Source organism: Mesorhizobium sp. P2_F5 (assembly GCF_056403715.1).
Window position 1 is genome coordinate 276,365 of record NZ_JBFUEY010000001.1, and the last position, 13,634, is coordinate 289,998.

The following is a 13,634-nucleotide window of genomic DNA, read 5'->3' on the forward strand; positions in this document are numbered from 1 at the left end:
GTTTCCTGTGGGTTGCGGCGCTCGCCGGCTCAGTGATCCATCGCCTTGACGATCTCTTCGGTCATCTTCTTGGCGTCGCCGAGCAGCATCATGGTGCCGTCCTTGTAGAACAGCGTGTTGTCGATGCCGGCATAGCCGGAGCCGAGCGAGCGCTTGACGAACAGGCAGGTGCGCGCCTTGTCGACGTCGAGGATCGGCATGCCGTAGATCGGCGATGACTTGTCGTCACGGGCCGAAGGATTGGTGACGTCATTGGCGCCGATGACGTAAGCGACGTCGGCCTGCGCGAATTCGGAGTTGATGTCCTCGAGTTCGAACACTTCGTCATAGGGAACATTCGCCTCGGCGAGCAGCACGTTCATGTGGCCGGGCATGCGGCCGGCAACCGGGTGGATGGCGTATTTCACATCGACGCCGTTGGCCTTCAACTTGTCGGCCATTTCACGCAGCGCGTGCTGCGCCTGGGCGACCGCCATGCCGTAGCCGGGCACGATGATGACCTTCTGTGCGTTCATCATCAGGTAGGCGGCATCGTCGGCCGAGCCCTGCTTGACCGTGCGCTCGATGCCGTCATCGGCGGCTGCCGCGGTCTCGCCGCCAAAGCCGCCGAGGATGACCGAGATGAAGCTTCGGTTCATGCCCTTGCACATGATGTAGGACAGGATCGCGCCGGACGAGCCGACCAGTGCGCCGGTGATGATCAGCGCCAGATTGCCGAGCGTGAAGCCGAGCGCGGCCGCGGCCCAGCCGGAATAGGAGTTCAGCATCGAGACGACCACCGGCATGTCGGCGCCGCCGATCGGGATGATGAGCAGCACGCCGAGCACCAGCGACGCCGCGACGATCAGCCAGAACACCAGCTTGGCCTCGGTGGTGACGAGCAGCACGATCAGCACGATCAGCGCGATGCCGAGTGCGGCGTTGATGAAGTGGCGGCCGCCGATCATGATCGGCTTGCCGGACATGCGGCCGTCGAGCTTCAGGAAGGCGATGACCGAGCCGGTGAAGGTGATGGCGCCGATGGCAACGCCAAGGCTCATCTCGATCAGCGCCTGGGCGTGGATGTCGCCGTTGGTGCCGATGCCAAAACTTTCCGGCGCGTAGATAGCGGCAGCCGCCACCATCACGGCGGCGAGGCCGACCAGGGAGTGGAAGGCGGCGACCAGTTGCGGCATCGAGGTCATGGCGATGCGGCGCGCGGTGACGGCGCCAACGCCGCCGCCAATGGCCAGGCCAAGCACGATCAGGCCGAAGCCGCCGGCCGAAGGAACGGCCAGCGCCAGCGTGGTGGCGATGGCGATACCCATGCCGATCATGCCGTACATGTTGCCCTGGCGGCTGGTGGTCGGATGCGACAGGCCGCGCAGCGCCATGATGAACAGGACGCCGGAGACCAGATAGAGAAACGACGCAAAGTTGGCGTTCATGTTACTTCAAAGCCTCCACCGAACCGCTGTCGAATTCGACGCCAACAAATTGCGGATAAACCTGACGCATGATGGTGACCTGCTTGTCCTCATTGACACGCAGCAGATACCATTTGCCGTCATCGATAAGCGCCAGCGTCTGCGCTTTCGCCTTGAACCGGCCCTTGTCGCCTGCGTTAATGATCGTCTCGGTAGGGATCAACACATAGGGTTCGCCGGTTTGCAGCTCGCGGTACTCGGCATTGGCCAGATCCATGCTGAACGCCTCGATCTTGACCTCGGCCAGCGCCTTCGTCATCTGCTCTATGACGACTTCGCGCAGCTTCTCGACGTCCATCCCGCCCTTGTTCGCGATAAAGCCGAGAACCTTTGGCGGGATGGTCTTGGACACCGCGGCATAGTCAGCGCCGCGCATCGCGGCATCAAACGTGGCAACCGTATCGGCAAGGCCCGAGCGTTCGCTATCCGTCAGCGGGCGCGCGGCAACGATGCCGCTCGCGAAAGCGAGCGCCAATGCCACCACGATGAGCCGTGCGATCCCTCCCATGTGTCGGCCGCCTACTTGGCGCTCTCTTTCTTCTTGTACATCGCCAGCATGCGCTGGGTGACGAGGAAGCCGCCGAAAATGTTGACCGAGACCAACATCAACGCGACGAAGCCGAAGCCGGTGGCAATGCCGGAGGCCGAGATACCGACAGCCAAAAGCGCGCCGACAACGATGACCGAGGAGATCGCGTTGGTGACCGCCATCAAAGGCGTGTGCAGCGCTGGCGTCACCGACCAGACGACGTAGTAGCCGACGAAGATCGCCAGAATGAAAATGGCGAAGCGGAAGACGAAAGGATCGATGGCGCCGCCGGACAGGGCGTGCGCGGCATCACCCGCCGCCTCGGCGCCACCGGGCGCATTGGCGAGGTTCTGCACCGCCAGCCGGACAGCGGCACTTGCCTGGTCGAGCTGGTCGAGGGCTTTCTGCAAGGTCTGATCCATCACGCGATCCCCTTCGGCTTGGCGGCGGACTTGCCGGCAGTGGCTTTGTCGGACGCCTTTTTCGGTGCGGCCTTCTTCGGCGCGGCATCAGCGACCATGGTCTTGGCCGGGATGGCCGCCGGTTCGACATGCGGCTGCTCCGCCGCCTTGGCGAAGGCCGGATGCACAATCTTGCCGCCGTCGGTCAGCATGGTTGCCTTGACCAGATCGTCGTCGCGATTGATGGCGAGCGTCTTGGTCGTCTTGTCGACCAGTGTTTCCACGAAAGCGAACAGGTTGCGGGCATAAAGCAGAGAAGCCGACGCGGCGACGCGGCCGGGGACATTTAGGTGTCCGACGATCTTCACATTGTTGGCCGTGGTAACCACCTGCCCTGGAACGGCACCTTCGACATTGCCGCCGCGCTCGACGGCAAGGTCGACGAGCACCGAGCCCGGCTTCATCGAGGCGACCATCGCCGCCGACACAAGCTTCGGCGCCGGCCGGCCGGGGATCAGCGCCGTGGTGATGACGATGTCCTGTTTGGCGATGTGCTCTGCGGTCAAGGCCGCCTGCTTGGCCTGATATTCCCTAGACATTTCCTTGGCGTAGCCGCCGGCGGTCTCGGCCGCCTTGAACTCCTCGTCCTCGACGGCGAGGAACTTCGCGCCGAGCGAGGCGACCTGTTCCTTGGCGGCGGGACGAACGTCGGTAGCGGTGACGACGGCGCCGAGGCGGCGCGCCGTGGCGATCGCCTGCAAGCCGGCAACGCCGACACCCATGATGAAGATCTTCGCCGCCGGCACGGTGCCTGCCGCCGTCATCATCATCGGCAGCGCCCGGTCATATTCCGATGCGCCGTCGATCACTGCCTGGTAGCCAGCGAGATTGGCCTGCGACGACAGCACGTCCATTGACTGGGCGCGGGTGATGCGCGGCATGAATTCCATCGAGAAGGCGGTGACGCCTGCCTTGGCAAGGGCTGCGACCGCGGCGTCGTTGCCGTAGGGATCCATGATGGCGATGACCGCGGCGCCCGATTTGTAGCCTTTCAGTTCGGCATCCGTGGGACGGCGCACCTTCAGCACCACATCAGCCTTGCCGGCATCCGCAGCCTTGCCGATCGCGGCACCGGCCTTGGCAAATTCCTCATCGGGAATGCGCGACCTGGTCCCGGCGCCGGTCTCGACGGTAACGTCGAGGCCCAGCGCTGCCAGCCGCTTCACCGTATCGGGCGAGGCGGCAACGCGCGGCTCGTTGGCGTCGAGCTCACGAGGGATGAAAACCGTCTGTCCCACCGCATGATCCTTTCGGCTGGAACCTGTTCGCGCAAGTCACCGGCCGGATGTCCGGCGGCGTCGGACGAAGGGTCTGAAAGTCTATCGGAGAATGAAGGCGCCGACGGCCAGGATCAGCACGAACAGGATGGTCGCCGAGAAGAAGCCGCCTGCAAAGAAGCCGAAAGCCATGGCCAGGAGCAGGGCGCCGCAGAACAGCGAGCCGTATTTAGCCAGTGCCAGAAAGCCGTGATAGGTGCGGTCGTGCTCCGCATAGTCCATCTTCGCGCCCAGTTCGACAGGACCGGTCGGCGTGTGATCAGCCATAGGAATACCCCTTCGAAGACATCTTTGAGGCACATAGCGAAAAGCCGGGCCAAGAGCAATGGCGCTATTGCCGCACAGCCAGCGACAACAGCCTCAAAGGAATGTTGAAAGCGGTCAGCACGGCTGCGCTGAAGCCGGTTTTGCGGCCGCCTCAGGCGACCTCGCCAATGCCATTGCAGTTGGACCGATGATTTCACGTTCCTGGCGACAGGATGCGCGACTATCATCGCTTGATGCTCCCGCCGAACGGTGATGCGTCATGATCTCGCCGACACGGATATTTGACTGGAACGGCACCGGCATCGCGTGGGGTACGACCGGCTCCGGTCCGCCCGTCGTGCTGGTCCACGGAACGCCGTTTTCCTCGCATGTCTGGCACCGGGTCGCTCCGGAACTGGCCCGTGACCACACACTCTATTTCTACGACCTGCCGGGCTATGGGCGGTCCGAGAAACGGACGGGTCAGGATGTTTCGCTTGGCATTCAGAACAAGGCGCTGGCGGCAATGCTAGCCTTCTGGAAGCTCGACCGGCCGAAGGTCATTGCCCATGATTTCGGCGGCGCCACGGCCTTGCGCGCGCACCTGATCGACGGTTGCGGCTATGAGCGGCTGCTGCTGATCGACCCGGTTGCCGTGCGTCCCTGGGGCTCGCCCTTTGTCCAGCATGTCCGGCAACATGAGGCCGCTTTTGCGGGGACGCCGGATTACATCCAGGCGGCGATCTTGAAGGCCTATATTTCGGGTGCAGCCTACGGGCCACTATCGGATAGCGAGCTTGAGCCCTACATCGCGCCTTGGATGGGGCCTGTCGGCCAGCCGGCCTTCTATCGCCAGATCGCCCAGATGGACCAATGCTTCACCGACGAGGTCGAACAGCGCTACCGAGAATTTCGTTGCCCGGTGTCGCTTCTGTGGGGACAGGAGGACCACTGGATATCGCCGGACAGTGGCAAGACGCTCGCCGCCCTGCTGCCGGATTGCGCCCTCACACTTGTTCCTGACTCCGGCCATCTCATGCAGGAAGACGCCCCGGAAGCGATAGTGGCTGCGGCGCTTCGCTTTTTCGCCGGCTGACGTTTCTCTCAGCCGGCCAGATGCGGGAACAGTCCGAGCAGTCCGACGACGATCAGATAGAGGGCGACGATGTAGTTGAGGAGCCGCGGCATCACCAGGATCAGCACGCCGGCGATCAGCGAGATCAGCGGGGTGAGCGCAAGCGTGGAAATGTGCATGTCGGGTTCCTTTCGATGGACGCGTCAGGCGCCGCGTCATCCAGAACGCCGAAGCGGCCGGAAAGCTCCAGAACCAACGCGCTAAATTTCGTGAGCTTTGCCGGCGTTACGCTGCTTCGCGGAAATATTTGGCGGTCGGCAGGATGGTCAGCGGCGCCAACTCGCCGGCCGGCGCCTTGGCAAACAGCATGCGCCGCTCCAGCGCCGTCGACTGGAAGAAGGGGAAGCGCTGCAGCGTCGGCGCCATGTTCTGCTCGCAGATCGATTCATAGAAGAAGATCGGCATGGTGAAAGGCGGATAGAGGCGCGGCTCACCGACCTGCACCGAACCGAAGATGCGATGGTAGAACGCCGTGTGCTCTTCGCGGATCATCGAAATGCAGCTGGTGGCGTTGAAGAAGGTGTTGGCGATGACCGCGAGCCGCAGCGTGACATAAGGCAGGGCCCGGTTGGCCGACGACATTTGCGGATCGATCGCCAGTCGGCTCGGGTCGATGAAGGTTTCGCCTCGCGCCAGCCGCAGCAGCAACCGGTCACCGAAAACCGTCATGATCGGCGCCTCGGGGGTCTCGCGGGTCAGGTGATGGAGCCGGACGGTGCTGACGAGCTCGCCGTCCATGAAGACGCCGAAGCAGTAGCAGTTGCGCGCCTCGTCAAGATGATCGGCGAGCTTCTGTTCGACGATGGTGTCAAGCAGGCCATGCGTGTGAAAGGCCTTGTAGCGCAGCCGGTAAATCGCTTCGAGATCCTCGCCGCTTTCGCAGCGCCGGTATTCGATGCGCTCCAGAACGTCGAGCACATTGCGGGCGAACAAGGAAATCGGCTCGGATTTGACCGCCGCACCCGAAGGCAGGCCTGACTGATGCGTGTCCATTACTTCCCCTCGTACCGCCGCAGGAGAACAATACCGGACGACCGCAGGAACAAGAAGATGAAACTTAAATCGTCTGCGTTTACTGAACGTTAACCTTAACAAAGGGTTAACGCCTAGACAATACAACGCCTTTTAGACGGGCTTTTCAAGCGCAAATTAATCACGGTAAAGTCAGGGCGTGGCGAGTTTTGCCACCGGTCGCAGCTCCGCTGCGAAAGGCCAGGTCACATTAGACATGGTTTCGATGCCCGAGGCGCTGAGTGCCGCGCCAAACAGGAAGCCCTGGACAAGATCCGGCTTCACCGAATGCACCAGGACCTTCAGCTGCTCGAAGGTTTCCACCCCCTCGATGGTGACGGACAGCCCGAGCACGCGGGTCAGGTCGACAATGCCTTTCAACAGGTCGAGCGAGCGCTTGTTCTGGGTCACGTCCATCAGGAACGAACGATCGATCTTGATCTTGTCGAGCGGCAGCTTGTGGAGATAGCTCAGGCTTGAATAGCCGGTGCCGAAATCGTCGAGCGCGATGCGCACCCCAAGCTGCTTCATTTCCTCGATATACTGGCGTGTCAGCGACTTGTCGTCGAGCAGGGCGGTTTCGGTGACTTCGATCTCCAGGCGGCCGGCGGCGAGCCCCGATTTAGCAAGCGCATCGGCAACCTTCTGGACGACGTCGCGGTTGCGGAAATCCTTGGCCGAAAGATTGACCGAGACGCTGGTCTGGCCGGGCCATTTGGCGCATTCGACGCAGGCCGCCTCAAGCACGAAAGTGCTGATCTCGGAAATGATGCCCATTTCCTCGGCCAGCGGAATGAAGACGCTGGGCGAAACCGGCCCGAGATCGGGATGATCCCAGCGGCACAGCGCCTCGCAGCTGGCGATGCGCATGGTGCTCATCGCCACGATCGGCTGATAGACCACCCGCAGCGCCTTGCCTTCAACGGCGGTGCGCAGATCCGCCTTCATCAGCTGGCGGTTGCGGAACGCCGCGTCCATCGCAGCCTCGAACAGCCGCCAGTTGTTCTTGCCGAGTTCCTTGGCCTTGTAGAGCGCCAGATCGGCCTTGACGATCATGGCGTCGACATCGGTGTCCTCGACCTTCGACAGCACGGCACCGGCGCTGGCCTGGATGCGCAGGCCATGGCCGGCGACATCGACCTCGCCCTGCAGATCGGCGAAAATCTGGTCGAGCAGGCCGGTCAGATGGCTTTCATCCTCGACGCGGTCGAAGAAGATCATGAACTCGTCGCCGCCGAAGCGGCTGACATTGACACCTTGTCCGGCGACGGCCGCCAGGCGTTCGGCAACGGCGTAGATCAGCCCGTCGCCGACCGGATGGCCGAGCGTGTCGTTGACGCTCTTGAAATCGTCGAGATCAATCACCGCCAGCGCGCACAGGCGGTCGCGGCTGCCTGACGCCATCGCTTCGCCGACCAGCTCATGGAAATAGGCGCGGTTCGGCAGGCCGGTGAGGCTGTCGTAGCGCGCCATGAAGCGGATCTTTTCTTCGGCCTCGACGCGGGCGGTGACGTCCTCGAAGGTAATGACGCCGAGGTCCTGATTGCCCTCGCGGGCAGAGAACTCGAAGTACTGGCCATTGGAGAAGGAGACCAGCACCTTGCGGTCGCGGCCCTCGCGCAGTGCGCGCGTCAGCTGCGCCTCGACATAGCGGCAGTCCTTGGGCGCCAGCATGCCGCCGGCAACGCCGCGCAGCAGCAGGGAATGGATCGATCGCCCGAGCAGCTGGTCCGGCGAGCGCAACGACATCAGATGCGCGGCTTCGGCATTGCCGACCAAGACCTTGCCGTCGGGGCCGAGCATGACCAGGCCATGCGACATGGTATTGAGTGCGCGGTTGAAGCGCTCGGCGAGCCTGGCCGCCGTCTTGCGCTCCGAAATGGCGTTGAACAGCACCGTGCGAACGTGGCTGGCCATGCGGGTGATGATGAAGATGAACGGCACGATATAGAGGCCGAGGATGAAATCGCCGACATGGCCCTTGAGCATCAGCCCGACGGCGATCGGCAGCACGACCGTGAAAGCCTGCACCGCGACCATGGTCTTGGAGCCGTAATTGCGGCCGACAATGGTCACCGTCGAGCCCATTATGACGGCAATGGCAGCGCTTTCCCCGAAGACGTCGGGAATGAGATAGATCGAGGTAAAGCAGAAAAACCCCATGAAAAAAGCCTGGATGGTGCCGCCAACCAGGTAGTAGCGCTCCCACTTCTTGGCTTGTTCATAGGTCTCGAAACTGCCGACGCGCAGGCCTTTGCGGATGCCGTAGTAACGGTAAAGGCCGGCCGCAAGCATAAGCGCGGCCAGTGCAAGATAGGCTGGATGCCCTGAGGTAAAATAAACGAGAACACCGATGAGGCCGTGGCAAAACGCGCCAATCAGCAGGATCCCGGGATCGTTAAACAACGATCGCACGAACCCAGCATAGACGTCCTCACCTATCTCTGCGGCTTTGTTTTCTTGCATGGCCTGCGGTGTCGCACGAACCGCAGTCATGGCACATTCGCCTTAAGAAAGGTTTAGAGATGCCGTTTCGGCGTCTGTCGTCAAGTCGGCTACCCCGGCGTAAGCCGGGGAAATTCTTGTTCAGGTAAACAAGGCGTCACTCTGCGGCCTGGAGTTCAGGCCGCGCCGGCGTGTTGGCCAGCCGCTCGACAAGCCTTTTGCGCTCGCCATCGGCCTTTTCGGCGCTGGCCTGCCTGACATGGCCATAGCCGCGAATGAGCGCCGGCACCGAGGCCAGCGCTACGGCGGCCTCGATCCTGCCCGGTGCAAGTGCCGCCGCGATAAGCTCGAGATCGGCCTCATAACGGGCCAGAAGCTGTCGCTCCATGCGCCGCTCCGCGCTGTAGCCGAACAGATCGAAAGCCGTGCCGCGCAGGCCTTTCAGCGCCGCCAGCAGGCGAAAACCCTTCATCATCCACGGGCCGAAGCTCGATTTCCTCGGCTTGCCGTCATTGCCGTGCCTGCCCATGATCGGTGGCGCCAGATGGAATTCGAGCTTTTCGTAGCTCTGGAACTGTTTTGACAGTTCCGTCGCGAAGGAACCGTCGGTGTAGAGCCGCGCCACCTCGTATTCGTCCTTGATCGCCATCAGCTTGAACAGGTTTTTGGCCGCCGCCTCGGTGACCGCGGTCGAACTGGGCACGGCCCTTACCTCAGCGGCACGCAAAACGGCCAGTTTTTCGGCATAGCGCTTGCCATAAGCGGCGTTCTGATAGGCGGTGAGGAAAGCGACGCGGCGGGCGATCACGTCGTCCAGCGTCTGGGCGATCGGCACGGCCTTGCCCGGCTGCGCGATGAGGCCGCGCACGAACTCCGGCTGATGCGCGGCGCGCCGGCCCCAGCGGAACGCGGCGATGTTCATCGCCACCGCTTCGCCGTTCAATTCGATTGCTTTTTCAACGGCTTCGGCTGACAGCGGCAGCCCGCCATGCTGGAAGGCGAAGCCGAGCATGAACATGTTGGCGCCGAGTGAATTGCCGAACAATTGCGTGGCGGTTCGCGTCGCGTCGAAGAAATGCGCCTTGTCGTCGCCGGCAGCAGCACGGATCGCCTTCTTCAGCCGTTCGATCGGCAGCGAGAAATCGGCCGAGCGGGCGAATTCGCCGGGCATGATCTCGGCGGTGTTGGCGAGGAAGATGGTATGGCCTTCGCGCACCGCGCCAAGCACTTTCTTGGCGCCGGACACGACCAGGTCGCAGCCCAGCACTAGGTCGGCTTTGCCCGCCGAAACGCGGATGGCATGAATATCGTCGGGGGTGCGGGCGATGCGGACATGGGTGAACACCGAACCGCCCTTTTGGGCGAGGCCGGCCATGTCGATCATGCCGCAGCCCTTGTTCTCGAGATGAGCGGCCATGCCGAGCACCGCGCCGATGGTGACGACGCCGGTGCCGCCGACGCCGTTGATGATCGCCGCCCAGCCCTCGCTGCCGAGTGGGAATTCAGCCGGGACCGGCACGCCGTCGAGCGGATCGGTCCGGCCGGCAATGCCTTCGGCCTTCCTGATTTTGGCACCGTGGACGGTGACGAAGGACGGGCAAAAGCCGTTGACGCAGGAGAAATCCTTGTTGCAGCTCGACTGGTCGATCTTGCGCTTGCGACCGAACTCGGTCTCGACCGGCTGGATCGAGACGCAGTTCGACTGCACGCCGCAATCGCCGCAGCCCTCGCAGACCAGTTCGTTGATGAACACCCGCTTGTCCGGATCCGGGAAGGTGCCGCGCTTGCGGCGGCGGCGCTTTTCGGCCGCGCAGGTCTGGTCGTAGAGCAGCACCGAGACGCCTTTGACGTCGCGCAACTCGCGCTGGACGAGATCGAGGTCGTCGCGATGATGGATGGTAGCACTGGCCGGGAACTCGGCCTTCCCGGCATATTTGTCCGGCTCGTCGGTGACGATGGCGATGCGGTCGACGCCTTCGGCACGCACTTGCCTGGCGATCATGTCCACCGTCAGGCCGCCCTCATGAGGCTGGCCGCCGGTCATSGCGACGGCGTCGTTGTAGAGGATCTTGTAGGTGATGTTGGCATCGGTTGACAGCGCGAAGCGGATCGCCAGCGTGCCGGAGTGGTTGTAGGTCCCGTCGCCGAGATTCTGGAAAATGTGCTCGCGCTTGGAGAACGGCGCCTGGCCGACCCACTGCGCGCCCTCGCCGCCCATGGCGGTGAAGCCGACCGTGTTGCGATCCATCCACAGCGCCATGAAGTGGCAGCCGATGCCGGCGGCGGCGATCGAGCCGTCGGGCACCTTGGTCGAGGAATTGTGCGGGCAGCCGGAGCAGAAGAACGGCGTGCGCGAACCGATATCGCTGGTGTCGGCAAGCATCGCCTGGAACTGGCGCAGCTTTGCCACCTTCGCGGCGATCTCTTCCGAGGGACCGATGGTGCGAAGGATCCGCTCGCCCAGCGCAATGGCGATCTCATTGGGATCGAGCGCGCCCTTGGCCGGGAACAGCCAGTCGCCGCGCTCGTCCTTCTTGCCGACGATGGCCGGTTGCGTGGCGGTGCCGTAGAGGTTTTCGCGCAACTGCACCTCGATCAGCGAGCGCTTCTCCTCGACGACGACGATGGTGTCGAGGCCACGAGCGAATTCGGCGATATGCTGCAGGTCGAGCGGCCACGGGCAGCCGACCTTGAACAGGCGGATGCCGATCCGGTTGGCGGCGGCTTCGTCGACGCCGATGTCTTCCAGCGCCTGGCGGACATCGAGATAGCTCTTTCCCAGCGTGATGATGCCGAGCTTCGGGCTGCGGCCGCCGGAATAGATGATGCGGTTCAGTCCGTTGGCATGGATGAAGGCGGACGCGGCGGCGCGCTTGTGCTCATGCAGCCGCTCCTCCTGGCCGAGCATGTCGATCTCATGGCGGATGTTGAGGCCGCCGGGCGGCATGTCGAACTCCGGCACGACGATGTTCAGCCGCTCGAGCGCGGCATCGACGGAGGCCGTCGACTCGATGTTGTCCTTGACGCATTTGATCGCTGCCCAGGTGCCGGCGAAACGCGACATGGCAAAGCCGTACAGACCGTAGTCGATGATCTCCTGGACACCGGCCGGGTTGAGGATCGGCACCATGGTGTCGATGAACAGGAATTCGGTAGCGTGCGCGTTGGTCGAGGATTCGGCCATGTGGTCGTCGCCCATCAGCGCAAGCACGCCGCCATGCTTGGACGATCCGGCGAGGTTGGCGTGACGGAAGACATCGCCCGAACGGTCGACACCCGGCCCCTTGCCGTACCAGACCGAAAACACCCCGTCATGCGTGCCCTCGCCTAGCAATTCCGTTTGCTGCGAGCCCCAGCAGGCGGTGGCGGCAAGCTCCTCGTTGAGGCCGGGCTGGAAGACGATATCGGCCTGCGCCAGCTGTTTTTTTGCCCGCCACAGCTGCATGTCGAGGCCGCCGAGCGGCGAGCCGCGATAACCGGAGACGAAGCCGGCCGTGTTGAGGCCGGCGCGGCGGTCGCGCTCGCGCTGCATCAACAGCATGCGGATGACCGCCTGCGCGCCGGACAGGAAGATGCGCTCCTTACCAAGATCGAACTTGTCGTCGAGCGCGACGTCGTGCAGCGTCATCAGGCATTTCCTCTGCGGAGGCGGCGGGGGGGCGCAGCCAACGTAGGAGTGAGATGGCGCAGTCTTTCTCTGCTTGCAAGGCAGGTCAAACGAAATCGAAAGTGCCAGGCAAAGCGCAACGAACGATCCGTTACGATCTCCAATCTGTCACGAATCCTATCTGCGGCGGTTGTCCGGCGACCGAAAATTTCCACGCAATCGCACCGGGCAAAGACGCGTCAGCCTTTCGAGCAATCCGGCTTGGGCTCACCGGGCAGCTTGCCGTCGGGGTGGCCGGCAAGGTCAGGATTGGCAGTATAGAGCTGGTCGACCACCAGCGGCCGGTCGGGCAGGATCGACTGGTCCTCTGTCGAGATCAGCGTGGTGTCGATCTTCTGCAGGAACGTGCCGTCAGGACCCCTGATGCTGATGGAGATCGCATAGGGCTTGTCCTTGACGATACAGGTCAGCGCCGGGCTCTCCAGGCTGACCTTGTCGAGTCTCGGCCAGACCTTCTGCTCGACCACCAGGGGAGGACCGCCGGCCGGATTTTGAAAACTGGCGACCGCGACCTGGCCTTCGCCCATCGGCTGCAGGGGCCGCAGCGTCACGACATAGGTCGCCCGGGCGAGACGATAGTTGAAGACGACGACCTTGCCGGAAACCTCGAACAGCTTGCCATCGCCGCCGGTATCGCGGCAGGCGCCGAGCGCAACGGCGGCAATGAGTGCTGCGCCGACAAGGATCGAACGGAAAACCCTAGGCATTCTTGACCTCGTGAGCCGCCGTGCGGCGGCGGCGATAGTGACGGCTTGCTTTCTGGCGGTTGCCGCAAACCGCCATGTCGCACCAGAGGCGGCTGGAATTGCGGCTTCTGTCGACGAACAGCCAGCTGCAGTTGGGACAGATCCTGAGCCTGGAAACCGTACCGTCGCGCAGCAGCGACAAGGCTGAAACCGCCAGCGCCGCCTCAAAGGCGATCGGTGTCGCCGGATCGCCGAACGGCCTTCCCGAGGCGCCGATTTCGACCGGGCTCCGATCGAGGCCGCTGGCGCAGGCTTTGAGAAAATGGGCTAGATCGCCGGCGGCAAGCGCACCTTTCGACACGGCACCACGAAACAGGCGGTCGGTGGTCTCGCGGATCGACAGCACCACCGGCGCGATCCTGTCCGGCGAGCCCGCCTCCAGCCGCCTGCCGCCAAGCTCGGCGCCGCGAAAACCGCTAGCGGCATCGGCAAAACGCGCGATCTCGGCCGGATCGGCAAACCGGTCGAAGGTTTTTTCCGGATCGTTGCGCAGCACCACGGTGTTCGCCGTGTCGAGCGCAAGAATGCCACCGGTGAAGCGATGAGGGGTCCAGGATACCGTCATGTCAGAAATCTAACCGATAAATCGCATTTGACAAGTTAGATTCTACAATGCAAACCTTGCCTCGGGCGCGGGCTCCGCCGCCTGGA

The 13,634-nt window shown here is 63.1% G+C and carries 12 protein-coding genes; 1 reads left to right on the plus strand and 11 read right to left on the minus strand.

The window, feature by feature from the left end:
• Positions 1-29 precede the first annotated feature (29 nt).
• The 5 genes from AC1DYO_RS01305 to AC1DYO_RS01325 all read right to left on the minus strand — a co-directional run bounded on the left by AC1DYO_RS01305 (position 30) and on the right by AC1DYO_RS01325 (position 4,000).
• On the minus strand, positions 30-1,427 hold the full coding sequence (locus AC1DYO_RS01305) for an NAD(P)(+) transhydrogenase (Re/Si-specific) subunit beta (RefSeq protein ID WP_181056650.1): 1,398 nt from the start codon (positions 1,425-1,427) through the stop codon (positions 30-32).
• Between the two features lies 1 nt (position 1,428).
• Positions 1,429-1,974 carry a hypothetical protein gene (locus AC1DYO_RS01310; protein ID WP_477259544.1) on the minus strand — a complete coding sequence of 182 codons (546 nt, stop codon included), beginning with the start codon at positions 1,972-1,974 and terminating at the stop codon, positions 1,429-1,431.
• Between the two features lie 11 nt (positions 1,975-1,985).
• A complete protein-coding gene (locus AC1DYO_RS01315; protein WP_477259546.1) occupies positions 1,986-2,417 on the minus strand; it encodes a proton-translocating transhydrogenase family protein in 432 nt (143 codons plus the stop codon).
• Complete coding sequence (locus AC1DYO_RS01320) at positions 2,417-3,694, minus strand: Re/Si-specific NAD(P)(+) transhydrogenase subunit alpha (RefSeq protein ID WP_477259548.1); 1,278 nt, start codon at positions 3,692-3,694, stop codon at positions 2,417-2,419. The genes AC1DYO_RS01315 and AC1DYO_RS01320 overlap by 1 nt, the downstream gene beginning before the upstream one ends.
• Positions 3,695-3,775: 81 nt before the next feature.
• A complete protein-coding gene (locus AC1DYO_RS01325) occupies positions 3,776-4,000 on the minus strand; it encodes an aa3-type cytochrome c oxidase subunit IV (protein ID WP_112563740.1) in 225 nt (74 codons plus the stop codon).
• A gap of 259 nt (positions 4,001-4,259) precedes the next feature.
• Between AC1DYO_RS01325 and AC1DYO_RS01330 the strand changes: the two genes are divergently transcribed.
• Positions 4,260-5,075 carry an alpha/beta fold hydrolase gene (locus tag AC1DYO_RS01330; RefSeq protein ID WP_477259550.1) on the plus strand — a complete coding sequence of 272 codons (816 nt, stop codon included), beginning with the start codon at positions 4,260-4,262 and terminating at the stop codon, positions 5,073-5,075.
• A gap of 8 nt (positions 5,076-5,083) precedes the next feature.
• Here the strand turns inward: AC1DYO_RS01330 and AC1DYO_RS01335 are convergent, their stop codons facing one another.
• The 6 genes from AC1DYO_RS01335 to AC1DYO_RS01360 form a co-directional block, all read right to left on the minus strand.
• Entirely contained in the window at positions 5,084-5,233 is a 150-nt protein-coding gene (locus AC1DYO_RS01335; protein WP_477259552.1) for a DUF3096 domain-containing protein, read from the minus strand.
• A 106-nt stretch (positions 5,234-5,339) separates the two neighbouring features.
• Entirely contained in the window at positions 5,340-6,107 is a 768-nt protein-coding gene (locus AC1DYO_RS01340) for an N-acyl amino acid synthase FeeM domain-containing protein (protein ID WP_477259554.1), read from the minus strand.
• Between the two features lie 171 nt (positions 6,108-6,278).
• Positions 6,279-8,621 (minus strand): putative bifunctional diguanylate cyclase/phosphodiesterase, encoded by a 2,343-nt coding sequence (locus AC1DYO_RS01345; protein ID WP_477259556.1) that lies wholly within the window; start codon positions 8,619-8,621, stop codon positions 6,279-6,281.
• 106 nt (positions 8,622-8,727) lie between these two features.
• On the minus strand, positions 8,728-12,198 hold the full coding sequence (locus AC1DYO_RS01350) for an indolepyruvate ferredoxin oxidoreductase family protein (RefSeq protein WP_477259557.1): 3,471 nt from the start codon (positions 12,196-12,198) through the stop codon (positions 8,728-8,730).
• Between the two features lie 218 nt (positions 12,199-12,416).
• A complete protein-coding gene (locus AC1DYO_RS01355) occupies positions 12,417-12,944 on the minus strand; it encodes a hypothetical protein (RefSeq protein WP_477259559.1) in 528 nt (175 codons plus the stop codon).
• A complete protein-coding gene (locus AC1DYO_RS01360; protein WP_477259561.1) occupies positions 12,937-13,548 on the minus strand; it encodes a CGNR zinc finger domain-containing protein in 612 nt (203 codons plus the stop codon). The genes AC1DYO_RS01355 and AC1DYO_RS01360 overlap by 8 nt, the downstream gene beginning before the upstream one ends.
• Positions 13,549-13,634 lie beyond the last annotated feature (86 nt).

Bases quoted from the DNA above. Each gene is read 5' to 3' on its own strand.
- AC1DYO_RS01345 (WP_477259556.1), bottom strand. From the start codon at position 8,621: ATGACTGCGGTTCGTGCGACACCGCAGGCCATGCAAGAAAACAAAGCC.
- AC1DYO_RS01305 (WP_181056650.1), bottom strand. From the start codon at position 1,427: ATGAACGCCAACTTTGCGTCGTTTCTCTATCTGGTCTCCGGCGTCCTG.
- AC1DYO_RS01325 (WP_112563740.1), bottom strand. From the start codon at position 4,000: ATGGCTGATCACACGCCGACCGGTCCTGTCGAACTGGGCGCGAAGATG.
- AC1DYO_RS01340 (WP_477259554.1), bottom strand. From the start codon at position 6,107: ATGGACACGCATCAGTCAGGCCTGCCTTCGGGTGCGGCGGTCAAATCC.
- AC1DYO_RS01360 (WP_477259561.1), bottom strand. From the start codon at position 13,548: ATGACGGTATCCTGGACCCCTCATCGCTTCACCGGTGGCATTCTTGCG.
- AC1DYO_RS01310 (WP_477259544.1), bottom strand. From the start codon at position 1,974: ATGGGAGGGATCGCACGGCTCATCGTGGTGGCATTGGCGCTCGCTTTC.
- AC1DYO_RS01355 (WP_477259559.1), bottom strand. From the start codon at position 12,944: ATGCCTAGGGTTTTCCGTTCGATCCTTGTCGGCGCAGCACTCATTGCC.
- AC1DYO_RS01315 (WP_477259546.1), bottom strand. From the start codon at position 2,417: ATGGATCAGACCTTGCAGAAAGCCCTCGACCAGCTCGACCAGGCAAGT.
- AC1DYO_RS01335 (WP_477259552.1), bottom strand. From the start codon at position 5,233: ATGCACATTTCCACGCTTGCGCTCACCCCGCTGATCTCGCTGATCGCC.
- AC1DYO_RS01330 (WP_477259550.1), top strand. From the start codon at position 4,260: ATGATCTCGCCGACACGGATATTTGACTGGAACGGCACCGGCATCGCG.